Genomic DNA, 22,664 nt, shown 5'->3' on the forward strand with positions numbered 1-22,664 from the left:
CATACAAAAAAATCGAATTATGCAAAGTCCGTCTTTCTCTATTTATGATGCTTCTGCAGGCTCAGGAAAGACTTATACTTTGGTTAAAGAATATCTCAAAATTATTCTTTCTTCACCAAAAAACGATGCATATCGAAATATACTAGCGATTACTTTTACGAACAAAGCGGTTCACGAAATGAAAAGCCGTATTGTTGGTAGTCTTTCTGAATTTGCTAAAGATGAACCTTCTGAAAAAGCATCTGCATTAATGGAAGATTTGGCTCGGGAAACTGGGCTTTCAATCATTAAAATCAAAATTAAATCGCAAAGTATTATTAAGCACTTAATTCATAATTATGCGGCTTTTGATATTTCGACAATTGATAAATTCACCCACAAAGTAATTCGGGCTTTTGCGCACGATCTAAATCTTCCAATGACTTTTGAAGTCACTTTGGATACTGAAAATTTATTGATTGAGGCGGTTGATGCAATAATTGCACAAGCAGGTCAGGATGAAACGTTGACCAATTTACTTATCGATTTTACGATGGAGAAAACCGATGATGATAAAAGTTGGGACGTTTCTCGTGAAATCTTGGAAACCGGAAGATTGGTGCTCAATGAAAATAATCGGAATGAAATTTTGCATTTTCACGATAAATCTATTGAAGAGTTTATCGAGATTAAAAAGAAAATGCTTGCGCTTTGCAAAGATTTGGAATCTGAAAATGAAAGTTGGGCAATTGATGCGCTTTCGTTAATTGATAAAAACGGAATCGATTTGAAATCATTTTCACGTGGTACTTTTCCAAATCATCTAGAAAGTATTCGTGACGGAAAATTCAATCCAAGAAATAAAACTTTTCATGAGTTTGATGACATTGCAATTAATAAAACGGCTAAAGATCGAGCTTTAATTGAAAATATTATTCCAGATTTGCTTCAGATTTTGAGTAAGATTTACAAGAATTTCGAAAAAAGAGATTTTTATAAAGCTTTCCTGAAAAATATAACGCCACTTTCTTTGTTGAATACGGTAAGTAATGAATTGGCAAAAATACAGTCGGAACAAAATATTCTTTCTATTTCAGAATTTAATGCCATTATTCATCGCGAAATTCAGAATCAGCCTGCGCCTTTTATATATGAGCGTTTGGGCGAAAAGTATCGTCATTTTTTTATAGATGAATTTCAGGATACTTCTGAAATGCAGTGGCAAAATTTGATTCCGCTGATTGACAATTCACTTTCAGGTCAGGATGATTTAGGGAATAAAGGAACGCTAATGATTGTGGGCGATCCAAAACAATCAATCTATCGCTGGCGCGGAGGAAAAGCAGAGCAATTTATTGAGCTTAGTAAAGATGTAAATCCCTTTAATAATCCGGATAAAGAAATAAAGCATTTAAATACCAATTATAGAAGTTATAGTGAGGTTATTGATTTTAATAATGCTTTTTTTAAATTAATTTCTTCTGAATTTTCAAACGAAGATTATAAGGATTTGTACGAAAATCATAGTTTTCAGAATTCAAATGCAAAAAAAGGAGGATATGTAAATATTTCATTTCTTCCAATTATTGAAAAGACTGATGCTGTAGAAGAAGACGAAGTTGTTGAAAAATCAGATTTATATGTTTTAGCAACTTTAAATACAATTCTGAAAGTTGTTAATCAGGGTTTTCAGTACAGAGACATTGTGATTTTGACTCGAAAAAGAGGTCAGGGAATTGCAATTGCAAATTATTTAACGGAGCAAAATATTCCGCTTTTGTCTTCAGAAACTTTAATGATTCAGAATGCCACTGAAGTTCGTTTGATAATTCATCTTCTAAAATATTTGAATAATAGCGCCGATTTAGAATCCAAAGCTAATTTTCTTCATTTTTTAGCTTCTAATATAAATCATGAAATGCCAATTCATGATTTTATCGAAAAAGGAATGTCAAATAGAGTAGAAGCCGATTTTGAAAAATGGCTTTTGACTTTTGATGTTTCATTAAATTTTGAGGATGTTAGAAAAAAATCATTGTACGAAGCAGTTGAAATTATCATTTCTAAATTTATTCCTTCAGAAGGGACTGCTTATGTGCAGTTTTTTCTAGATATTGTTTTAGAAAGAGATATGAGGAGTCAGGCTGGTATAGCCGATTTTTTAAGTTACTGGGATAAAAATGCTGAAAAATTCAGTATTCCGTCTCCGGAAGGAAATAATGCTGTTCGGATCATGACAATTCATAAATCGAAAGGTTTGGAATTTCCAGTTGTGATTATGCCGTTTGCTGAAGAAGATTATAATCGAAAGCCAAAAGATAAATTATGGCTCGATGCTGAAAATGAAGATTTAGGAGTTCCAAAGGCTTTGATCGATAATAGTAGCGCGGTAGAAGGTTTTGGTGAAAGTGCTTCGGCGGTTTTTAATGTGAAAAAGCAGGAAGAATTATTAGATAATATTAATGTTTTGTATGTTGCTTTAACACGTGCTGAAGAACAATTATATGTTATCTCACAATCTTTGAACGAAAGAAAAGATGGAGAATTTCCTAGCAATATGGCGTCTTTTTTTATTAAGTATTTGATTAATCAAGGAATTTATGATTCAGGGAAATTAGAATATGAATTTGGGAATCCCACAAAATTATCTTCTTCGGTTGAATTCACTGATTCAATAAAAGAGATTCCGGTTGTCAAAGAAGTTTTAAATCCAAAAAATATAAAAATTGCACAGAGAGAAGCTTTAATGTGGGGAACACATCAGCAGGAAGCAATTGCTTACGGTAATGTTGTTCATGAAATTTTGGCTTTTGTAAAAGATAAATCAGATATTGATTTGGCGGTTACAAAAGCAATTGAAGCTGGCTTAATAAAGATTGATCAAGTAGAGCAGGTTTTGAAAACGCTTCATGATATTGTGAATCATCCGGAAATTAATGTATGTTTCGAAGGAAAAAACAAGATTTTAAATGAGCATAACATCATCCAGAAAGAAGGAAAAATTTTAAAACCGGATAGAGTTGTGCTTACAGAAGATAAAAATGCTTATTTGTTGGATTATAAAACCGGAGCAATAAATTCCAAATATAAGCAGCAACTTCAGGAATATGAAGATGCTATTGAGGATTTGGGATATAAAGTGTTAAAAAAAGCATTGGTATATATAGGAACCGAAATCGATGTAGTAAATTTGTGAAAAAATTAATCAGATGTTAAAGATAAACAAGCTTATTTTAGGTTTAAGTTGTTAATTTTTAACGTTTTAAATATAAGGAAATGTACGGTAAAATTAAAGAACATCTGCAAAATGAATTGCAGACTATTGAAGAAAACGGAATTTTTAAAAAAGAACGTATTATAACTTCAGCTCAAGGTGCTGAAATTACAATTTCTACAGGAGAAACTGTATTGAATTTTTGCGCAAACAATTATTTGGGCCTTTCTTCTCATCCAGAAGTAGTGCAGGCCGCAAAAGATGCAATGGATACGCATGGATTTGGAATGTCGTCTGTTCGTTTTATTTGCGGAACTCAGGATATTCATAAAACATTAGAAAAAAAGATTGCAGATTTTTATGGTACAGAAGATACTATATTATATGCTGCAGCTTTTGATGCAAATGGAGGTGTTTTCGAACCTTTATTAGGTGAAAATGATGCGATTATTTCAGATAGTTTAAATCATGCTTCTATTATAGATGGAGTTCGTTTGTGTAAAGCGGCTCGTTATCGTTATGAAAATAGCAATATGGAAGATTTGGAGCAGCAGCTAATTAAAGCAAATGAAGCCGGAGCTCGTTTCAAATTAATTGTTACAGATGGTGTTTTCTCTATGGACGGTTTAGTGGCGCCTCTTGATAAAATTTGTGACTTAGCAGATAAATATGATGCGATGGTAATGGTTGATGAGTGTCATGCAGCAGGATTTATCGGTGCAACCGGAAAAGGAACTCTTGAAGCAAAAGGAGTTATGGGACGTGTTGATATTATAACAGGTACTTTAGGTAAGGCTTTAGGAGGTGCAATGGGAGGATATACAACAGCAAAAAAAGAAATTATTGAGATATTACGCCAGCGTTCTCGTCCTTATTTGTTCTCAAATTCTTTAGCGCCTGCTATTGTTGGTGCTTCCATTAAGGTTTTTGAATTATTGGAAAAAGATACTTCATTGAGAGATAAATTAGAATGGAATACAAATTATTTCAAAGAAGGAATGAAAAAAGCAGGTTTCGATATCATAGACGGAGATTCTGCAATTGTTCCTGTTATGTTGTATGATGCTAAATTGTCACAGACTATGGCAAATGCATTATTAAAAGAAGGAATTTACGTAATCGGATTCTTTTTTCCGGTAGTTCCAAAAGACAAAGCAAGGATAAGAGTTCAACTTTCTGCAGCACATACTAAAGAGCACTTGGACAAGGCAATAGAAGCTTTCACATTAACAGGTAAAATGTTAAAAGTTATATAATTACCATATTCTGTAAATTTTTGTAGGTTTTTTTTAACATTTCATTTTGTATTTAAAAAATTTGGTGTTACTTTTGCTTGTAATTAACTAAATTGTAATTAAAAAAATTAAGTATGAAACATCTTAACAAACTTTTAGTTGCTGTGATGATGGTGATGGGTTTAAGTTCTCACGCACAAGACAGTAACAATCCATGGGCGATCTCATTTGGGGTTAATGCAGTGGATACCAGAACAAGTTCTGGAGCAGGACATGGTTGGTTCGATCAACATTTTTCTCAACCATTTGATGTGAAAGACAACTGGAACATTCTTCCTTCTTTATCTTACATTGGTGTGTCTAGATATGTTGGTAGTGGTTTCTCTGTTGGTTTACAAGGTTCTGTAAACAAAATTGATAAATTCGTTACTTTTGCTCCAACTGCTCCTGGGCATGATGGAAGAGGTAATGTCGTAACTAATCCTGGAGACTTAATGTACTACGGAATTGATGCTACTATCAAATACAGCTTCCAAGAATTAATCAAATCTAAAGTGATTGATCCTTCGTTATCTGTTGGTGGTGGTTATACTTTCTTCGGAGATAGCAGCTACGGAACTGTTAACCCAGGTGCTGGTTTAACTTTCTGGTTTACTGATGCTATTGGTCTTGAATTAGCTACAAGATACAAATGGGCTGTTAGTGGAGATAGAGTTGATGCTTCTGGAACTCCAGATGCTGTTTCTCACTTCCAACACACAGCTGGTCTTATCTTCAAATTCGGAGGTAAAGATACTGACGGAGACGGAATCTACGATAAAGATGACGCTTGTCCAGATGTTGCTGGTTTAAAACAATTCAACGGATGTCCTGATACTGACGGAGACGGAATCGTTGATGCTTCTGACGCTTGTCCAGATGTATTTGGTTTAGCTGCATTAAACGGATGTCCTGATACAGACGGAGACGGAATTGCTGATAAAGATGATGCTTGTCCAGATGTTGCTGGTTTAGCTGCTTTAAAAGGTTGTCCTGATACTGACGGTGACGGAATCGCTGATAAAGATGATAAATGTCCTACAGTTGCTGGTCCAAAAGAAAATGGTGGTTGTCCTTTCTTAGATGCTGACAAAGATGGTGTTGCTGATAAAGATGACGATTGTCCTACAGTATACGGTCCTGCTAGTAACAGAGGTTGTCCAGAAGTAACTTCTGAGGCTTTAGAAGATCTTAAAGTTCAAGCAAGAGCAGTTTACTTCAACTCAGGTAAAGCTACTTTCAAAACAGGAGATAAAGAAACTCCAGCTAGATTAGATGCAATTAAAGAAATCCTTAAAAACTATCCAAACGCGAAATTCTCTATTGAAGGACACACAGATAGTACAGGTTCTGCTAAAATTAACCAAAAACTTTCTGAAGATAGAGCGAAAGCTGTATTGGATGCTTTAGTTGAAAGAGGTGTTAATCCAGAAAACTTAGAGTCTAAAGGATTTGGATCTTCTCAACCAGTTGCAAGCAACAAAACTGCTGCAGGTAAAGCACAAAACAGAAGAACTGAAATCAAACACGTTGGTTCTAAATATCAAGGTAAACTATAATTTACTTTGTAAATAATACTTAAAAGCCATTCTTAATTGAATGGCTTTTTTTATTTTTATAAAATGATAAACACTTCTTTTCTTGAAAAAATTGCAGCTGTAGTTATTCAGAATTATGAAACAAAGCTTGCTGAAACAACTATTATTCTGCCTAATAAAAGAGCGAAGCTTTTTTTAATTGAAGCTTTAAAAAGAAAAACTCACAAAACTATTCTTTCGCCAGATATCATTAGCATTGAGGACTTTGTTCAGGACGTGGCTTCAATTCGTTCAATAGATTCAATAGAGCTTTTGTTTGAATTTTATGAAGTGTATTTGTCTGTTACAGAAAAACAGCATCAGCACTCATTTGAATTATTTGCTAATTGGGCAAAAACACTTTTGCAGGATTTTAATGAAATTGATCGATATCTTCTAGATCCGAACCATGTGCTTTCTTATTTGAAAGATATAGAGGATATAAAGAAGTGGGGAGTCGAAGTAGAAAACAAAACAAAACTTTTAGAGAATTATATTGATTTTTGGAAGCTTCTTCCTTTGTATTATGACGCATTATATAATCATTTGTTAAACAAAGCAATTGGTTATCAAGGATTGATTTATCGAGAAGCAGTCAATAATCTTAATCATTTTTCGAATACGGTTTCAAGCCGTTCTTTTATTTTTGCCGGCTTTAATGCGTTAAATGCTGCAGAAGAGAAAATAGTGCAACATTTATTGGCCCTGGATCAGGCAAAAATATACTGGGATACAGACCAGACCTTTTTAAATGATCCTTATCACGATGCAGGGCTTTTTGTAAGACGTTTTAAAGAGAGCTGGAAGTATTATAAATCGCATCCTTTTGAATGGATTGTAGATGATTTTTCACAATCCAAAAATATTCAGGTAATTGGTTCTCCAAAAACTATTGGCCAGGCAAAAATTGCAGGAAGTATAATTGAAAATTTAATTACTGAAAATCCTGCTGGATCTTTAGACAAAGTAGCTGTGGTTTTAGGTGAGGAAAACTTGCTGATTCCGGTTTTGTATTCGTTGCCTGCTTCAGTTGGTGCTTTGAATATTACCATGGGATATTCTGGTAAAAACAATCCGTCACAGATTTTAATTGCAAAATTGTTTAAAATGCATACGAATGCGCTTTCACGAAAGGGCGACAGTTATGTATTTTATTATAAAGATGTTTTAGATGTTTTAACGCATCCGCTTGTGGCTCCTTATGCAAATGCAAATCATCTGGTTAAGATTATCAAAGAGAATAATTACACCTTTATTTCTCATAACAGAATAGTTGAATTGTATGGCCATTCATCTAATTTGTTCGATTTATTATTTAAAAAATGGGAAAACGGTTCATTAGCTGTACTTGAAAATATTTCAGCACTTTTGCTTTTGATCAAAACAAATTTTGATAAGGATAATGAAGAGGAGAAAATTGCAAAATCTTTTGTTTATGCTGTTTTTAAAGTCATAAATAAACTTATTAATTATTACACGAGTCATAACCATATTGATAACATTGATACGCTTCACGCCATTTATAAGCAAATTATTGATGTCGCTGAAGTTTCATTTGAAGGTGAACCTTTGCGTGGACTTCAAATAATGGGTGTTCTTGAGAGTCGTGTTCTCGATTTTGATACGGTTATTATAACTTCGATGAATGAAGGGAAATTTCCTGCTGGAAAATCTCAAAATTCCTTTATTCCTTATGATGTAAAACGAGAGTTGGGCTTGCCGACTTTTAAAGAAAAAGATGCAATTTATACGTATCATTTTTATCATTTACTTCAGCGTGCCAAAAATATCTATCTTATTTACAATACTGAAAATGATGGATTAGATGCAGGTGAAAGAAGTCGTTTTATAACACAGTTAGAGGTGGAAAAACAACCTAGACATAATCTGACTTTTGATATTTATAATCCGGTTTTACCTTCAACGGCATATCAACCAATGGTGATTCCAAAATCGGAGGCTGTTATGGACCGATTGAAAGAGATTGCTTTAGCAGGGTTTTCTCCTTCGGCGCTGACAAGTTATATTCGAAACCCGATTGATTTTTATTTCCAAAAAATACTTCGAATCCGTGAAGTAGAAGAAGTAGAGGAAAATATCGCGTTGAATACTCTCGGAACGATAATACATGAAACTTTAAAAGCGCTTTACGAACCTTTTATCGGTCGATTTATTTCTGAAGAAGATATAACAAAATGTTTTAAACTTCTTGACGAAGAGGTTTTAAAACAATTTAAAGTAGTTTATAAAGAAGGTGAAATTAAAAAAGGCCGAAATCTTTTGGCTTTCGAAGTTGCAAAACGAAATGTTTTTAATTTTCTTAAAGTAGAATTAGAAGCAATTCGAAATGGAGACGCAATTAAAATTATTGCTTTAGAGCAAACATATCAGCGCGAACTCACACATCCAAGTTTGCCATTTCCGGTTCTTATAAAAGGAAATGTTGACCGGATTGAACAACGAAATGGAAAAATAAGAATTATTGATTATAAGACAGGAAAAGTCGAAAAAGCGAATGTTGTACTCAAAACATGGAACGGATTGACCAATGAGCTTAAAAATGACAAAATCATTCAGGTTTTAGCTTATGCATTCATGTTTGAAAAGGAAGCTGGCAATATGCCTATTGAAGTTGGAATTATTTCATTTAAGAATCTAAAATCGGGATTTTTGCCTTTTACATTCAAAGAAGAAAAAGATTTGGATACAACTGTGTCTGAGCAAACTCTCGATTTGTATCTGAAAGAAATAGTTTTGCTTTTGAATGAAATTTTTGACACTACAATTCCTTTTGAAGAAAAAATAAATTAATGATCAGAAAGCTACTAAACATATTCGAGTTTTTTAAAACAACATTGACGGTTAATTTGTTGGTTTCTGCAATTGCTGTTTTTTTGGGTGGTTTTGACTATTTCTTTATATGGTTTCTAAGTTTTGGTTTTTTAGCCAGCGTCGGTTTTAAGGAATTTTATCGCAAAAAGGATTATTTATTTTATTTCAATAATGGTGTTTCAAAAATCCAACTTTTGTTATTTAGTTATCTGATGACTTTTTGCACCGCACTTTTATTTGGTTTAATCGTCTTTTTAAAAAATAAATTATTTTGAAAAAACATACTTTTGAAATTAGCGGAATTCAGAAAAGATTTGGAAATAAAACGATACTTTCTGATGTTTATTTGAGATGTGAAACTTCAGAAATTATTGGATTACTCGGGAGAAACGGCTCCGGAAAATCTACTTTGTTGAAAATTGTAGCTGGTTTAGAATCAGTTCCGGATCGTTGCGTTCGAATCGATTCGGTTTCTTTGAATATTAAAAATGCATTGATGAATAATGTGAGTTATTTAGATCAGGATCAGTTTATTCCGAATCATTTTTCTGTTCGAAAAGTAATTTCACTTTCAATTGATAAAGAAAACAGAATTAATTTTTGTGAAGATGAGTTTATCAAAAAACTTCTAAACAAAAAAATAAGGCATTTGTCAACGGGTGAATTGCGTTATCTGGAGATAAAAATTGTGCTTTCCAATCCATCTTTGTTTGTATTGCTCGACGAACCCTATAATGGACTTTCTCCATTGATGATCGAAAGCATTAACGAAATGATAAAAGGTAGCTTAAACAAAAAAGGTATTATTGTTACGGACCACAACTATCAGAATGTAGTAAAAATCGCAAATCGGCTGGTTTTGATAAAAGACGGAAAGACTCATTCAATAAAAGAAAAAACTGAACTTGTCGAAAAAGGTTATCTTACAAGTATGGCTTTTTAATTGATTTAATAACAGCATATTTTTTTAAAGAAGTCTTTCTTTTCAAGCTCTTGCGAATCTGTACTGTTTATTTTTCCTTTTTCAAAACGAGATTTTGTACCCTTAATCATTTTGATATATAGATTAAATAGTATTTCTTAAACAGTTTTCATCTCTGCAATTATTTATGCATTTCTATAAAAACACTTCCTCTTATAAACTGTAATGACCTATACAGCTATTTAAAATGAATTTTATGGAACAAAATGTTATTATTTTCAATGAATCTTTTTTTTATGTTGTTTTTTTTTGCGCATTTTCTTCTAAAAAAAGCCAATAATTATGCTATAAATAAAAGTGATTCAAATGATTATGCAGTGCTTTTTTTTAACAAGTGTTTATCGCACAATTATGTTAATTAAAATATCTTTGAGGCTTCTTAAGAGGAAAATCGATTTAGATGAAGATAGAAGCAGGATTTAGAATGTGTCTGAGAATGTGAATAATGGGATCTTCAACAAAGAATAATTAAAAGTAAATCTTGGATTAACGTGAGTAACTTTGTCGAAATTTAAGAAAGACATCGTTGCCAAATTATAATTTTTTGCCCCCACAAAAGGAAGAAAAGGCTGTTTTCGATGTTTATTCGAAACGGCCTTTTCTGATTTTAATATGTTTTATTTTTTAACTGAAAAAATCGGTTAAAACTGTTTTTAGTTCTTCTTTGTTTTCAATATGGCTCATGTGGCCGTCTTCAAACGAAACTAATTCTGCAGTTGTATCTTCGATTTGCGATAAACTGTCTTCGTAATTTAAAACCGGGTCTTTTTTGCCCAAAATCAATAAAACCGGAAAACGGTTTTCGTGTAAAAGCCATTCCCTGTCTTTTCTGATTTTCATTCCTTCAAGTGATGCTAAGATCCCTTGCAAAGGTGTTTTTAAAGCCTCTTCTTTTACTTTTTCTATTTCATCAACAAGACGAATTCGGTTGTTTTCACTAAATAAATTTGCAATCGCTAAACTCACAAAACCGGCATAATTTTGTTTTACAGCTTTTATCGCGCGCGTTCTGTTTAGTTTTTTCTCAGTACTGTCTTCTTTAGAAGTTGAATTCAATAAAACTAATTTTTGAATTTTCTCTGGGTATAATTCGGCAAAAGCCAAACCAACGTAACCGCCCATAGAATGTCCTAAAATAATAGCTTTTTCAATTTTCAAACGTTCCAAAACTTCATTCACAACATTTGCATTTCCTTCCATTTCGTGTACGTAACCCAAGCAATCAGATTCCCCATGACCTAATAAATCGATTGTAATTACACGATATTTTTCGGTAAACAAATCAACATATTCTTCCCACATTTTTTTGTTTTCCAAAAAACCGTGAAGCAAAACAATTGCCCTTCCTTGTCCAGAATCTGAGTATGAAATCTTGGTGTTTTTATATAAAAGCGTTTTCAAAATGAACTTTTTTTGTTATGAAGCACAAAGTTAAGAAAGCTGAAGCGAAATATTGAAATGTCTTGATTTAATTGGGAAATCTTTAAAAAAGTTATAAATATATTTATAACAAAACACGACTTGTGAAATGATAAAAAATAGCTTTCGTTTCCAAAAGCTATTCTAGATTAAAATCTATTATCACCATCCAAGAGATTTCCTAATCCGCCAAGTAGACTTCCTTCTTCTCGACTATTTCCACCTGCCCTTGGTGCCGATGCAATAATACGATCGGCTAATCTTGAAAAAGGCAATGACTGTATGTAAACCGTTCCAGGACCTTTTAAAGTGGCATAAAATAATCCTTCACCTCCAAAAATAGAATTCTTAATTCCTCCAATAAATTCAATATCATAATCTATATCTTTGGTAAAACCAATAATACATCCTGTATCTACTTTTAGGACTTCACCGTGACCTAATACTTTTTTTGCCATTGTTCCGCCAGAATGTACAAATGCCATTCCGTCTCCTTCTATTTTTTGCATGATGAATCCTTCACCACCGAAAAGGCCTCGGCCCAATTTTTGAGAAAATTCGATTCCTACTGAAACGCCTTTTGCAGCACATAAGAACGAACTTTTTTGACAAATAAATTTGCCTTGAAATTGGGTTAAGTCAATTGGAAGAATTTTTCCCGGATATGGCGATGCAAATGATACTTTGCTTTTAGTATTTCCTTGGTTCAAAAATGCTGTCATAAACAAGCTTTCGCCAGTAAGAACTCTTTTACCAGCATTTAAAAGTTTGCCAAATAAACCTGATCCTTGTTGTTGAGAACCATCACCAAATATGGTTTCCATCTGGATATTGTTTTCCATCATCATAAAACTGCCAGCTTCGGCAATTACAATTTCTTGTGGGTCAAGTTCTATTTCAACATATTGCATTTCTTCCCCAAAAATCTGATAATCTATTTCGTGTGCCTGCATGATTTCTTAGTTATTTGTTTTTAAAATTAGACTCATGATGCTGCAGAATGTTACAGTTTTTGGTGTACTTCAGCTGTTTTTAAGAACATTAAGCAATTTTGTTATTTTAAATTAGTCTTAATTACGTGTTTAATTGCTTTAAATTCTATATTTTTGCACCGTTATTATATTTTATCAGAATGGCATTAGTTAGTGATTTGACCACCAAAGTATTATTTGAAACCGAAAAAGGATACAGTTATCAATGTGATTTGACCAATAGTATAATTATCAATTTTGTTGATACAGTGTCAAGTTATAAAATTCACGATTTTTTGATTTTTCAAAGAAAGGTTAATAGCGTTGACATTTTGAATATGCTTTATGACTTGTCTGATCAGTCAGATGCACAGTTGATTGAAACCACCAAAAGAAATTTTTCCCGAAACCTTACCATCTGCGAAATAGTGCAGTTGAGAGATTTATTAAACGGAACTAAATTTACCCTGAATTTACATTCTTTGCTTTGCAATACGGTCAACGTAGAGCTTATTTAGATTCTTACTTAGATTAAATCCAAATTTTTAACCACTTAGAGTTGCCGTCTTTAATTTTTGTAATTTTACACGTAATAAAAATTAAAGGTTATGAAAGATTTACTAAGAACAAGTACTTCATTAGTTGAAGGAATCGAAAATATATTGAACTTACAGGCAAAAATTGAAAGCGACGCTTCTAACAAATATTTAGCTATGGCTGCATGGTTGGATAGAAACGGTTATGCAAATACAGCATCTTACTTCTACAAGCAAGCCGAAGAAGAAAGAGAGCATTTCCTAAAAGTTTTCAAATATATTACAGATATGGGAGGGATTGCAGTTACGCCATCTGTTCCAGAAGTGCAGCAAGAATTTGCTTCTTTTAGAGAAGTATTTGAAATTGCTTTGCAAAATGAAATTGCAGTTACTCAGGCAATCAATAAAGTAATCGCAAAATGTAGAGCTGAGAATGATTATGCTACAGAAGATTTTATGATGTGGTATGTGGCTGAACAAAGAGAAGAAGAGAAAAACGCAAGAAGAGCTTTAGAGCTTTTTGAATTAATCAACGGAAATGAAGCTGACGGCAAATTTCAATTGGATGTTCAGATTTCAAAAATCGGATAAATTGAAACGTTTATAAAATTAAAAAGCCCTTAATATTTTAAGGGCTTTTTTAATTTTATGATTTTAAAAATGAATTAATATCGGAGAAATATTTCTCTCTTGCATCAAGCCACCCATAATGTTTAGAATGTTCTAATAAAATCAGTTTTGAGTTTGGGTATGTTTGTTTTGCCAATTCTCCAATTTCATTGCTGATAATATCTTCTTTTCCCTGAATAATTAAAACTGGATTTTTGAAATTCTTCAATTTGTCTTTGCAGTCAAAATTCATCTTCTGCATATCTGCCCATAACAAACCGTTTATTGTTGAATTTCCCTGAGTTAATCTTTCAGCAATTATTGGTACAAACTTTCGATCGTACACATAGGCCGGCGCCATAGCTCTTCCGCGTGCTAAACGCGCAGCATGAGAAGTGTCTCCTTTTTCGATTTTGTCGTTCCAATAATCCATTGAATCTTTTTCGACTTTGCTTAGATTTTTTTCGATCAAATTCGGGCCTTTCAATAAACTCAAATCAACACCGCCAGAAGACGATAAAACCAATTTATTAATGCTGTTTGGATAAACCGTCGCATAATAGGAACCAAGCATTCCACCAAAAGAATGTCCGAGGACATTCCATTTTTTGATTTTAAGATGTTTTCTTAACGACTCAATATCATCGGCCATTATTTTCATTGAAATTGTCTTAGCATCTATTTTTGAAAGTTTCGATTTTCCGGTTCCTCTTTGATCGTAAATAATCGTTTGCTGATTTTCGCCCAAAGTTTTCGCCATATCTTCAAAACCATTACTATTCATTCCCGGGCCGCCGTTGATAATCAAAAGCGGTTCCCCTTTTCCGAACGTTTTGTAATAGGTTTTGCTCGAATCATTGTTGGTTGCGTAACCTTCTGTTTGCGCGAAAATGTTTCCGGCAATTATTAAAAAAGCAAATAGAAAAATCTTTTTCATCATGAAATTATTCATTCATCAAAGTTTCGATTTCATCTACTTCAACAGGAATATTACGCATCAAGTTAAAAGGTTCTCCTTTTTCCTGAACGACAACATTATCCTCTAAACGAATTCCGAATTTCTCGTTCGGAATATAAATTCCTGGTTCAACCGTAAAAACCATATTTGGTTTCATTGGTTCATGAAGTAATCCGTAATCGTGCGTGTCAAGTCCCATGTGGTGGGAAGTCCCGTGCATGAAGTATTTTTTATAAGCAGGCCATTCTGGATTTTCGTTCTGAACATCAGCTTTGTCTAATAAACCTAAACCTAATAATTCAGAAGTCATGATTTTACCCACTTCAACATGATATTGTTTCCAAAGTGTTCCTGGCGTAAGCATTTTTGTAGCTTCGTTTTTAACTCTTAAAACAGCATTGTAAACTGCTTTTTGGCGCTCAGAAAAACGTCCTGAAACTGGAATTGTTCTCGTCATATCACTTGAATAATTTGCATATTCAGCAGCAACGTCTAACAAAATCAAATCTCCGTTTTTACATTGCTGATTGTTTTCGATATAATGCAAAACATTGGCATTGTTTCCAGAAGCAATAATTGGCGTATAAGCAAAACCTTTAGAACGGTTTCTGATAAATTCGTGAGCTAATTCCGCTTCGATTTCATATTCTGTAACATTTGGTTTTACGAATCCTAATAATCTGCGGAAACCTTTTTCTGTAATATCACAAGCGTGCTGAATCAAATCGATTTCTTCGCTTTCTTTTACAGAACGAATTCTTTGTAAAATCGGATTACTTTTTGCTACGTTGTGCGCTGGATAACGCTCTTTCCACCATTTTACAAAACGAGCTTCGCGTGTTTCTGTTTCAACAGTTGCACGATAATGTTCGTTCGTGTTAATGTACATTGTATCAGCATACGTCATCATTTCGTTCAAAACTTTATGAAAATCCTGTAGCCAATAAACTGTTCTAATTCCAGAAACCTGAAAAGCACGTTCTTTAGTCAGTTTTTCACCTTCCCAAACTGCAATATGATCGTTGGTTTCTCTTAAAAAAAGAATTTCTCTTTGGTGCTCATAAGGTGCATCCGGAAACAAAAGCAAAACACTTTCTTCCTGATCTACACCGCTCAGATAAAAAATGTCTCTGTGTTGTGCAAACGGCAAAGTACTGTCGGCACTAATTGGGTAAATGTCATTTGAATTGAACACGGCAACCGAATTAGGTTTCATTTCTGCCATGAATTTTCTGCGGTTTTTTACAAAAAGAGCGCTGTTTATTTGATGATATTTCATAATAACTTAGTTTTTGAACTTCGAATTTCAAAATTACGTTTTTTCAGTAAACAGCACGAAATTGATTTCTTAAAGTTTTATTATTTGTTTTGGTTCTAATTTTTGAGTGTTTTTTTAACCGCAAAGGACGCTATGGTTTACGCAAAGCACGCAATAGATTTTAGACAATCTTGTCATTTCAACGGAGGAGAAATCTTCGCAAGTAGCTCGACAAAGATTGAGAAAATCTTGGCGTCTCAGGACCTTAACCTTTTAGAATTTCAATAATGGCGTGTCCCTCCGGGCCGGGCTTTCGGCTATATCTTTTATTCCGCTCCGCTTCATAAAAGGATACCGCCTCTATCCCTCACGCTTAGGGTTTCAGAAGGAAATTTATTGTTTCTGAAGAAATTATTTCCAATTGTAGATTTTGTATATTGGCTAAAAAAAAATAAATAAAAGATGTTTTATTTCAAAAGATATTTTAATGAACCACGAATTGAAAAAGATGACAATTGGGGAAATTCTATTTATTACTTGGAATCAAATGAGGATGGAGGAATAATTCGTCAGATTGAGGTTTATGAAAATGGTAAAAAGCTAAAATATAGTGAAGATTTTATAGAAGATGAGTTTGGGTTTCTTTCAGATCAATCAATTGATTTAGTTGAATTTGAAGAATTCATTATTACTAAAGAGAATTTTGAAGATCAATGGAAATGATTATAAATTATGTCATTGGAGATGCAACAGATCCAAATGTGAAGGGTAATAAAATTATTGTGCATATCTGTAATGATATTGGTGGTTGGGGAAAAGGATTTGTAATGGCAATTTCTAAACGTTGGAAAGAACCTGAGCATGAATATAGAAAATGGTATAAATCAAAAGAGAATTTTTTACTTGGAGAAGTACAATTTGTAAAAGTAGAAGATGGTATTTGGGTGTCAAATATGATTGGTCAACATAAAATAAACAAAGATGAAAATGGAAATGCACCAATTCGCTACGAAGCTATCAAAGCAGGACTTGAAAAAGTTGCCCAATTTGCAAAAGAAAACAATGCATCTGTACATATGCCAAGAATAGGATGTGGCCTTGCGGGGGGGACTTGGGAAAAAGTTGAGCCATTAATTAAAGACTCTCTTTTGAATGCAAATATTCCAACTTACGTTTATGATTTTAATTGAAATAAAAAAATGAAACTATAAGTCATGAACTCAAAGATCAAAATCAGAAAAATCCAAAACCATGACATAAACTTCATCTACAAATCAATCTGCGAACTCGAAAACGAAATTCTAGATTTTGAAGTATTCGAAGCAATATTCAATGAAAATATTTCCAATCCAAAAAATCTTTATCTAATTGCCGAAAACGAAAATGAAGGTTTAGGATTTATTAGTTTTCACACGCAAAATCTTTTACATCATTGCGGTTTAGTTGGTGAAATTCAGGAATTTTTCATTGATAAAAATTACCGAGGTCAAGGCGTTGGAAGATTATTAATAAATGAAATTTTAAATTTTACAGAAGAGAATAATTTAAAAAGCATCGAAGTAACGACAAATAAAAAACGAGTAGAAAACGTAGCGATTTATGAGAATCTTGGCTTTACTTTGAGTCATAATAAGTTTACGATTTATAAGTAATGATAATAGAAAAAGCCAACATAACTGATAATGAAATCCTAACTTCAATAACCAAAAAGTCAAAAGCCTATTGGGGATATTCTGATGAACAAATTCAAAAATGGGATAAAAACTTGACCATTTCGCAGGATTATATCAGAAATAATAACACTTTTAAGTTGATAGAAAACGATTTTATTATCGGCTATTATTCTTATGTTTTTGAAAATGAAAAGATTGTAAAACTTGATAATTTATTTATCTTGCCAGAACATATTGGAAAAGGATTTGGGAGATATTTACTTCTTGATTTTTTAAACAAAATGAAAGCAGAGAAAATAGAAAGAATCATTCTCGATTCAGAACCAAATGCGGAAAGTTTTTACTCCAAAATGGGATTTGTAAAAATTGGTGAATTCGAAACTTCTATAAAAAACCGCTTCATGCCTATTATGGAAATGAAACTTTAAAATCGAATTAAAAAAAAGTGAAACAGCTAAATATTTCCATAAAACATAATCTTATAATTGGTTTACTGATTGCTTTATGGCTTTTCATTTTTGCTTTCATCATAAAACCTTTTGACGACGGAACCATAAATTTCAGAGCTTGGTTTTTAATCAGTTTTGGATTTAGTGTTGTGGCGTTTTTGTGTTATGGTTTTTTAACGATTATTCAAAAAAGCTTTTATAAAAGAATTGGAAAATGGAATGCTGGTTTAGAAATAACAGCGATTTTTTTATTTCATGTACTATATTTGATTGGGGTTTTTGCCTTTTACAAAAGCCCAATTTTAAATGGCGGATATCACTTTTCAGAATTCTTTTCTTTCATCTTTATAAAAGTCGCTTTGATTTTAACTCCGGTAATAATTCTCGCAAGAAGATATTTAATCAAACTGATTCCATTAAAAGATGATGTTTTAATTATTAAAGGCGAAAATAGATTAGACATTTTAAAAATCCAGAAAGCTGATTTGGTCTGCATATCAAATGCACAAAATTATGTTGAAGTTTTTTATACAGAAAACGGAAAACTAACTTCAAAACTATTACGGACTTCACTCAAAAATATTCAAAAAGATTTTAGTTTTTTGATGCAAATTCATCGTTCGCATTTAATAAATCCGTCTCATTTTAAATCTTGGCGAAATCAAAATACCATTGTTTTAACCCAAATTGAACTTCCGGTTTCTAAAAATTATAAAGAAACTTTATTAGCATTATAATTTCGTGGCTAAAACAAAGTCTTCTTGTATTTAAGTGATTAAAATTGGCCTTTAAGCTCGTTTTGTTTTTGGATTGGGCTTTTTACTTTGTAAGAATGATATTAAAATAAATGAAATCTATATATTTGAATTGATTTTATAATTTAAAGCCAATCGCATTTTAAATATGAATAAGATTTTTACGTTATTAAGTTTCCTTTTTGTATTCCATATTTCTGCGCAAAATACTATTCAATTTGACAAAAAAATTGTTCAAAGTGAAGATAAATGGGTTGCATTTTCAGCAGATAGCACAGGAGCTTATCCGTATGGATTTATATATATTGATGCGCAAGCCGGATTAACTTTCGATTGGGAAGGAACATTTAAAATTGATCCAACAGGTAAATTTATTCCAAAAAGGAGAGAGATTGATGGACAGATGAAAGTTCGTTTGCAACCCAATAATAATTTAGTTGCTTTTATTCCAGAATCTAAGTTTGAAGAATTACATATTGATAAAGTTCCCGATTGGCTGAAGTTTTACAAAACAGATGAAGAGTCAATCAAACGACTTTACAATTGGGGTTATATGTATAACGGCTGGAATGAATGTCAAAAAGCGCTTGAGTTTCTTGAAAAGGCGCAAAAAATAGATCCTGAATATAAAGGTCTTCGGGTAGAATTGGCCTATTCTTATAATTGTCTTAATCAATATCAAAAAGCTGTTGATATTTTGAAAGTTGCATTAAAAAAAGAACCTCTTGATGCTTATACAAACAAGGAATTAATTTATGCCGAGACAAAAAACGGTAATCTGCAAGACGCAGAAAATGTATGCCGTAAAGTTTTTAAAGAAGTTGCAGATAAAACGTATAATGCTGAAAATGCATATAATATTTTGCAGGCTTATTATATTAAAAAAGATATTAAAAACTTCAATAATTGGTTTGCAGAAGCAAATTCTTATTTAATGAGCGATCAAAGATTTAAACCTTTGGCAGAACAAATGAAAGTAGAGTTGAAACAATAAATTACAAACGAAAATTGAGAAAACATATAAAATATCTAATAGCACTCTTTCTGACTTTTGTCTTGATTGCGGCTGACGGTACTTTATATTCTCAATCTAAATCGGCAGAATATTACCAATCTTCGTTTGTAGTTTTAAGAAGAGAACTGAATCTTAAAAATTCTCGTTTATATAAATTCGGACAGATTGTTTCTTCGGATAAAATAAGATTTTCAATTGTTCTGAATTTTCTAAAAACCGAAAATGTTTTTACTTTTCAAATTAAAAAGCTTCTGAAACTGCAGAACCTGCTTCATCAAAAACTAAATTCATTTATAAATCAGTCTATTTTTATAAATGAAATAATCACCTCAAAACACTTCGATAAAAGTTTATACAATGCTTAAGAAAATTTATTTCTAAGCACAGATGATACAATAATGTCTAATCATTTATCATTTTTAAAATGTATAAACAAAATAAACAAACACGTTTGGAGCAATCCAAGCGACCGCTTTTTCATTGGATAAAAAGGAAATTTATAATCGTAATTACAGCCTTTATGTTGGGAATGGCAAACGGAATGCACACCGAAGACACCAGAATTAAAGGAAATCAAAATTATACTGAACAGCATAAAAAGGATTGATTACTTTTTATTTAACCGCAAAGGACGCAAAGGTTTTTTTTCGCGATATCTAAATAAACACAAAGTTCGCAAAGCTTTGTGTTCATAAAAAGCTTTGCGAACCTTGCGTAATCATTTGCGAACTTTGCGGTTAAATTTTAAAAAGCATAAAAAAACCGAAACATTAAGCTTCGGTTTTGGAATTTCTTAATCAATCCATTTATAATATCTCGCCCCAATTAAAACAGGGGTTTCTTTTTCAATTCGGTCTAAAACCCATTCGTTTTTAGGAGTTCTAACGCTTTGTTTTTGTTCTTTTTTATGAAGACTTTCATAAGTATTGAAATCAATTTCTACGCTTTCGGCCAAATTTTCAAAAAGCTTTACATTTTCTAAAGCCGATTTCCATTCTGACTGAATCGTTCCTTCAAAGACTTTTGATTTCGATCCGCTTCCGTAAGCTAAGAAACCAAATTTAGTTCCTGCAACTTCTTTCTTAGTGTCATAAAAATGAGCCAAAGTCGATAACAATCCCATGAAAATAGAACCTGTATAAAGATTTCCAATTAATGAAGAAGCCAATTCTGCAGGTTGTAATTTCTCGGTTACAAAAGTTCTGTAATCTTCCGATTTTGCTACTTCTTTAATTTTTGTTTGATAATCTGCAGGTGCAATATCATCGGCAATAATTTTTTCGGCACTATCTAAAGCATAAATTTCAGATAACATTCTTCTTCCTTGGAAAGAATATGGTAAATGCATTACAATGCTGTGCCAAGTGTTGTATAAATTTTCGGTGGTATTTTTTAATTTTTTGAATGAAAAGTAAGCATTACGCGTACGATCCATATAACATTGGTTCGAATATTGTCCGTCAAAAACCGGCTGATCTTTGTGGATTTCGATTTCGGCTTCTAAATTGTCAAACCAAGAATCGTTGTTTGTGTTTTTTGTGATTTCTTCTTTAGAAATAGTTCTGTACGGTTTAAAGAAATCGAAAACGCCTTTTGTGCTCGTTGCCCAATTATCATTAAAAGCAATAATTTTTGGGTTTACTGTTACCAACATCGCAACAGCTCCGGCACCTTGTGTATATTCTCCGCCAGAATTTAAATCGTATTTTGCAAAATCAGTTGCAACAACAATTGCTTTTTTAGTTGGATTCAATTTTACAAAATCAAGGCAGTTTTGTAAAGCGTCAACGCCACCAATACAAGCAAAAGTAAAATCGACAACATCGCATTCTGCTAATGAATCTTCGCCAAATTTTTGCTCCATTAAATTAATTAAATAAGAAGCAATTGGTTTCGAACTGTCGATACCACTTTCGGTACCAACATAAATTCTGCTAATTTCTTTTAAGTCAATTTTATTGTCAAGGATTAGTTTGGTTAAAGCATTTGCTCCAAAAACAACCGCGTCCTGATGAACGTCTGGAAAAGTCATTTTTAGTAATCCAAGACCTTTTTCTAATTTTTCTGGTTCAATATTTCTGGCGATCGCCAAAGTTTTTATGGGTAAATGTATGTTTGCTACGTCAAAAGAGATAGCATCAATTCCTGTTTTCATTCTTATTTTTTTGAGCCGCTAAAGGTAAAACTATGTTATGGAATGACAATTTTTTGCTTTGATTAAATTAAGTACAGCCGGCACTTTTGAAGAAAATAAATCAAAACTTTGAATAAAATAACAATATGATAAATTTTTAGTAATCTGAATACGTATTAAAATTAAGAGAAAGTGGCTGTAAAGCAATTTTTTAGATTTGCTATACTGAATTTATACGTAAAAATACGTATGCGCAGTCTATTTTAAAATGATTATAAATAACAACGAAATGGTTGTAGTTCTTTTGTATTTGAGTTATTTTTGTGTAATTTTTTAAAACAAACTACTTAACACTTATGGCACAATCTGCACAGTTGAATGCTTCCATCTTAAAGAAAGTGGCTATGGCTCTTTCGGGAATATTCTTAATCACGTTTTTAGCGCTGCATGTTTCCTTAAATTTTATTTCTATTCTTAGTGAAGACGTTTTCAACGAAGCTTCTCACTTTATGGGATACAATCCGCTGATCCAGTATGTAATGCAGCCAGTTTTGGCATTTGGAGTAATTTTCCACTTTGTAATGGGATTTGTACTTACAGCTCAAAACAGCGCAGCAAGACCAATTGCTTATGCAAAATACAACGGAGCTGCAAACGCTTCTTGGAGTTCTAGAAATATGATTATTTCTGGATTGGTTATTTTGGCTTTCTTAGGATTGCACTTTTATGATTTCTGGTTTCCTGAAGTTACCTATAAATATATTGCAGGTACAGCACCGGATGCTACAAGGTATTATGGAGAGTTAGTTCACAAATTTCATGACCCAATCCGTACAGGATTATACTGTGTGTCTTTCATTCTTTTAGGATTTCACTTATGGCACGGGTTTGCATCTTCTCTTCAATCAGTAGGGATGCACAACAAATACTCTAGATTTTTAAGTAAAGTTGGTTACGGTTTCGCAGTAGTGGTTCCGGCACTTTTCGTAATTATCGCATTATTTCATCATTTCAATAATTAATATCAAT

At 32.5% G+C, this 22,664-nt stretch carries 21 protein-coding genes; 16 read left to right on the top strand and 5 right to left on the bottom strand.

From position 1 onward, the window contains the following. Window positions 1–19 precede the first annotated feature (19 nt). From GQ47_RS21825 to GQ47_RS21850, 5 genes are all read left to right on the top strand, one after another. Window positions 20–3,175: a UvrD-helicase domain-containing protein gene (locus GQ47_RS21825; RefSeq protein ID WP_035653094.1), complete on the top strand. Its 3,156-nt coding sequence runs from the start codon at window positions 20–22 to the stop codon at window positions 3,173–3,175. 80 nt (window positions 3,176–3,255) lie between these two features. Further along, on the top strand, window positions 3,256–4,449 hold the full coding sequence (kbl, locus tag GQ47_RS21830) for a glycine C-acetyltransferase (protein ID WP_035653097.1): 1,194 nt from the start codon (window positions 3,256–3,258) through the stop codon (window positions 4,447–4,449). Window positions 4,450–4,562: 113 nt separating this feature from the next. After that, window positions 4,563–6,026, top strand: coding sequence for an OmpA family protein (locus GQ47_RS21835; RefSeq protein WP_035653099.1), 1,464 nt, complete (start codon window positions 4,563–4,565; stop codon window positions 6,024–6,026). Window positions 6,027–6,089: 63 nt separating this feature from the next. After that, on the top strand, window positions 6,090–8,855 hold the full coding sequence (locus GQ47_RS21840; RefSeq protein WP_035653528.1) for a PD-(D/E)XK nuclease family protein: 2,766 nt from the start codon (window positions 6,090–6,092) through the stop codon (window positions 8,853–8,855). Window positions 8,856–9,147: 292 nt separating this feature from the next. Continuing rightward, window positions 9,148–9,819: an ATP-binding cassette domain-containing protein gene (locus GQ47_RS21850; RefSeq protein WP_035653104.1), complete on the top strand. Its 672-nt coding sequence runs from the start codon at window positions 9,148–9,150 to the stop codon at window positions 9,817–9,819. 663 nt (window positions 9,820–10,482) lie between these two features. On the opposite strand, the gene GQ47_RS21855 is transcribed toward GQ47_RS21850, so the two are convergent. Together GQ47_RS21855 and GQ47_RS21860 are read right to left on the bottom strand one after the other, a co-directional pair. Further along, window positions 10,483–11,259: an alpha/beta fold hydrolase gene (locus GQ47_RS21855; RefSeq protein WP_035653106.1), complete on the bottom strand. Its 777-nt coding sequence runs from the start codon at window positions 11,257–11,259 to the stop codon at window positions 10,483–10,485. 167 nt (window positions 11,260–11,426) lie between these two features. Next, on the bottom strand, window positions 11,427–12,230 hold the full coding sequence (locus GQ47_RS21860; RefSeq protein WP_035653108.1) for a TIGR00266 family protein: 804 nt from the start codon (window positions 12,228–12,230) through the stop codon (window positions 11,427–11,429). Window positions 12,231–12,409: 179 nt separating this feature from the next. Between GQ47_RS21860 and GQ47_RS21865 the strand changes: the two genes are divergently transcribed. Together GQ47_RS21865 and GQ47_RS21870 are read left to right on the top strand one after the other, a co-directional pair. Then, window positions 12,410–12,766, top strand: a complete 357-nt coding sequence (locus GQ47_RS21865) for a hypothetical protein (protein WP_035653111.1) — start codon at window positions 12,410–12,412, stop codon at window positions 12,764–12,766. 90 nt (window positions 12,767–12,856) lie between these two features. Next, on the top strand, window positions 12,857–13,375 hold the full coding sequence (locus GQ47_RS21870; RefSeq protein WP_035653114.1) for a ferritin: 519 nt from the start codon (window positions 12,857–12,859) through the stop codon (window positions 13,373–13,375). A gap of 55 nt (window positions 13,376–13,430) precedes the next feature. Here the strand turns inward: GQ47_RS21870 and GQ47_RS21875 are convergent, their stop codons facing one another. Further along, window positions 13,431–14,345 (bottom strand): alpha/beta fold hydrolase, encoded by a 915-nt coding sequence (locus GQ47_RS21875; RefSeq protein ID WP_035653117.1) that lies wholly within the window; start codon window positions 14,343–14,345, stop codon window positions 13,431–13,433. Beyond that, a complete protein-coding gene (locus GQ47_RS21880; RefSeq protein ID WP_035653120.1) occupies window positions 14,338–15,630 on the bottom strand; it encodes an aminopeptidase P family protein in 1,293 nt (430 codons plus the stop codon). The genes GQ47_RS21875 and GQ47_RS21880 overlap by 8 nt, the downstream gene beginning before the upstream one ends. A gap of 441 nt (window positions 15,631–16,071) precedes the next feature. On the opposite strand from GQ47_RS21880, the gene GQ47_RS21885 reads away from it, so the two are divergent. The 8 genes from GQ47_RS21885 to GQ47_RS21920 all read left to right on the top strand — a co-directional run bounded on the left by GQ47_RS21885 (window position 16,072) and on the right by GQ47_RS21920 (window position 20,108). Further along, entirely contained in the window at window positions 16,072–16,332 is a 261-nt protein-coding gene (locus GQ47_RS21885; RefSeq protein ID WP_035653121.1) for a hypothetical protein, read from the top strand. Then, the gene (locus GQ47_RS21890; RefSeq protein WP_202965026.1) at window positions 16,332–16,799 is read left to right on the top strand and encodes a macro domain-containing protein; all 468 of its coding nucleotides are present in this window, start codon (window positions 16,332–16,334) and stop codon (window positions 16,797–16,799) included. The genes GQ47_RS21885 and GQ47_RS21890 overlap by 1 nt, the downstream gene beginning before the upstream one ends. Before the next feature lie 24 nt (window positions 16,800–16,823). Next, window positions 16,824–17,261, top strand: coding sequence for a GNAT family N-acetyltransferase (locus GQ47_RS21895; RefSeq protein WP_035653123.1), 438 nt, complete (start codon window positions 16,824–16,826; stop codon window positions 17,259–17,261). Continuing rightward, the gene (locus GQ47_RS21900; RefSeq protein ID WP_035653124.1) at window positions 17,261–17,710 is read left to right on the top strand and encodes a GNAT family N-acetyltransferase; all 450 of its coding nucleotides are present in this window, start codon (window positions 17,261–17,263) and stop codon (window positions 17,708–17,710) included. The genes GQ47_RS21895 and GQ47_RS21900 overlap by 1 nt, the downstream gene beginning before the upstream one ends. A gap of 17 nt (window positions 17,711–17,727) precedes the next feature. Beyond that, a complete protein-coding gene (locus GQ47_RS21905; RefSeq protein ID WP_035653125.1) occupies window positions 17,728–18,468 on the top strand; it encodes a LytTR family DNA-binding domain-containing protein in 741 nt (246 codons plus the stop codon). Between the two features lie 166 nt (window positions 18,469–18,634). Further along, window positions 18,635–19,480 (top strand): tetratricopeptide repeat protein, encoded by an 846-nt coding sequence (locus GQ47_RS21910; protein ID WP_035653126.1) that lies wholly within the window; start codon window positions 18,635–18,637, stop codon window positions 19,478–19,480. A gap of 14 nt (window positions 19,481–19,494) precedes the next feature. After that, window positions 19,495–19,866, top strand: a complete 372-nt coding sequence (locus GQ47_RS21915) for a hypothetical protein (protein WP_152561077.1) — start codon at window positions 19,495–19,497, stop codon at window positions 19,864–19,866. Between the two features lie 59 nt (window positions 19,867–19,925). Then, complete coding sequence (locus tag GQ47_RS21920) at window positions 19,926–20,108, top strand: hypothetical protein (protein WP_035653131.1); 183 nt, start codon at window positions 19,926–19,928, stop codon at window positions 20,106–20,108. Between the two features lie 186 nt (window positions 20,109–20,294). Here the strand turns inward: GQ47_RS21920 and GQ47_RS21925 are convergent, their stop codons facing one another. After that, window positions 20,295–21,656, bottom strand: a complete 1,362-nt coding sequence (locus GQ47_RS21925; protein WP_035653134.1) for a hydroxymethylglutaryl-CoA synthase family protein — start codon at window positions 21,654–21,656, stop codon at window positions 20,295–20,297. A gap of 335 nt (window positions 21,657–21,991) precedes the next feature. On the opposite strand from GQ47_RS21925, the gene GQ47_RS21930 reads away from it, so the two are divergent. Further along, window positions 21,992–22,657, top strand: a complete 666-nt coding sequence (locus GQ47_RS21930; protein WP_035653136.1) for a succinate dehydrogenase cytochrome b subunit — start codon at window positions 21,992–21,994, stop codon at window positions 22,655–22,657. The last annotated feature ends 7 nt before the right edge of the window (window positions 22,658–22,664 follow it).

Origin of the sequence: Flavobacterium sp. ASV13, from assembly GCF_000745775.1 — a bacterium.
GTDB lineage: Bacteria > Bacteroidota > Bacteroidia > Flavobacteriales > Flavobacteriaceae > Flavobacterium.

Bases quoted from the DNA above. Each gene is read 5' to 3' on its own strand.
- GQ47_RS21825 (WP_035653094.1), top strand. From the start codon at position 20: ATGCAAAGTCCGTCTTTCTCTATTTATGATGCTTCTGCAGGCTCAGGA.
- kbl (WP_035653097.1), top strand. From the start codon at position 3,256: ATGTACGGTAAAATTAAAGAACATCTGCAAAATGAATTGCAGACTATT.
- GQ47_RS21835 (WP_035653099.1), top strand. From the start codon at position 4,563: ATGAAACATCTTAACAAACTTTTAGTTGCTGTGATGATGGTGATGGGT.
- GQ47_RS21840 (WP_035653528.1), top strand. From the start codon at position 6,090: ATGATAAACACTTCTTTTCTTGAAAAAATTGCAGCTGTAGTTATTCAG.
- GQ47_RS21860 (WP_035653108.1), bottom strand. From the start codon at position 12,230: ATGCAGGCACACGAAATAGATTATCAGATTTTTGGGGAAGAAATGCAA.
- GQ47_RS21865 (WP_035653111.1), top strand. From the start codon at position 12,410: ATGGCATTAGTTAGTGATTTGACCACCAAAGTATTATTTGAAACCGAA.
- GQ47_RS21870 (WP_035653114.1), top strand. From the start codon at position 12,857: ATGAAAGATTTACTAAGAACAAGTACTTCATTAGTTGAAGGAATCGAA.
- GQ47_RS21875 (WP_035653117.1), bottom strand. From the start codon at position 14,345: ATGAATAATTTCATGATGAAAAAGATTTTTCTATTTGCTTTTTTAATA.
- GQ47_RS21880 (WP_035653120.1), bottom strand. From the start codon at position 15,630: ATGAAATATCATCAAATAAACAGCGCTCTTTTTGTAAAAAACCGCAGA.
- GQ47_RS21885 (WP_035653121.1), top strand. From the start codon at position 16,072: ATGTTTTATTTCAAAAGATATTTTAATGAACCACGAATTGAAAAAGAT.
- GQ47_RS21895 (WP_035653123.1), top strand. From the start codon at position 16,824: ATGAACTCAAAGATCAAAATCAGAAAAATCCAAAACCATGACATAAAC.
- GQ47_RS21900 (WP_035653124.1), top strand. From the start codon at position 17,261: ATGATAATAGAAAAAGCCAACATAACTGATAATGAAATCCTAACTTCA.
- GQ47_RS21910 (WP_035653126.1), top strand. From the start codon at position 18,635: ATGAATAAGATTTTTACGTTATTAAGTTTCCTTTTTGTATTCCATATT.
- GQ47_RS21920 (WP_035653131.1), top strand. From the start codon at position 19,926: ATGTATAAACAAAATAAACAAACACGTTTGGAGCAATCCAAGCGACCG.
- GQ47_RS21925 (WP_035653134.1), bottom strand. From the start codon at position 21,656: ATGAAAACAGGAATTGATGCTATCTCTTTTGACGTAGCAAACATACAT.
- GQ47_RS21930 (WP_035653136.1), top strand. From the start codon at position 21,992: ATGGCACAATCTGCACAGTTGAATGCTTCCATCTTAAAGAAAGTGGCT.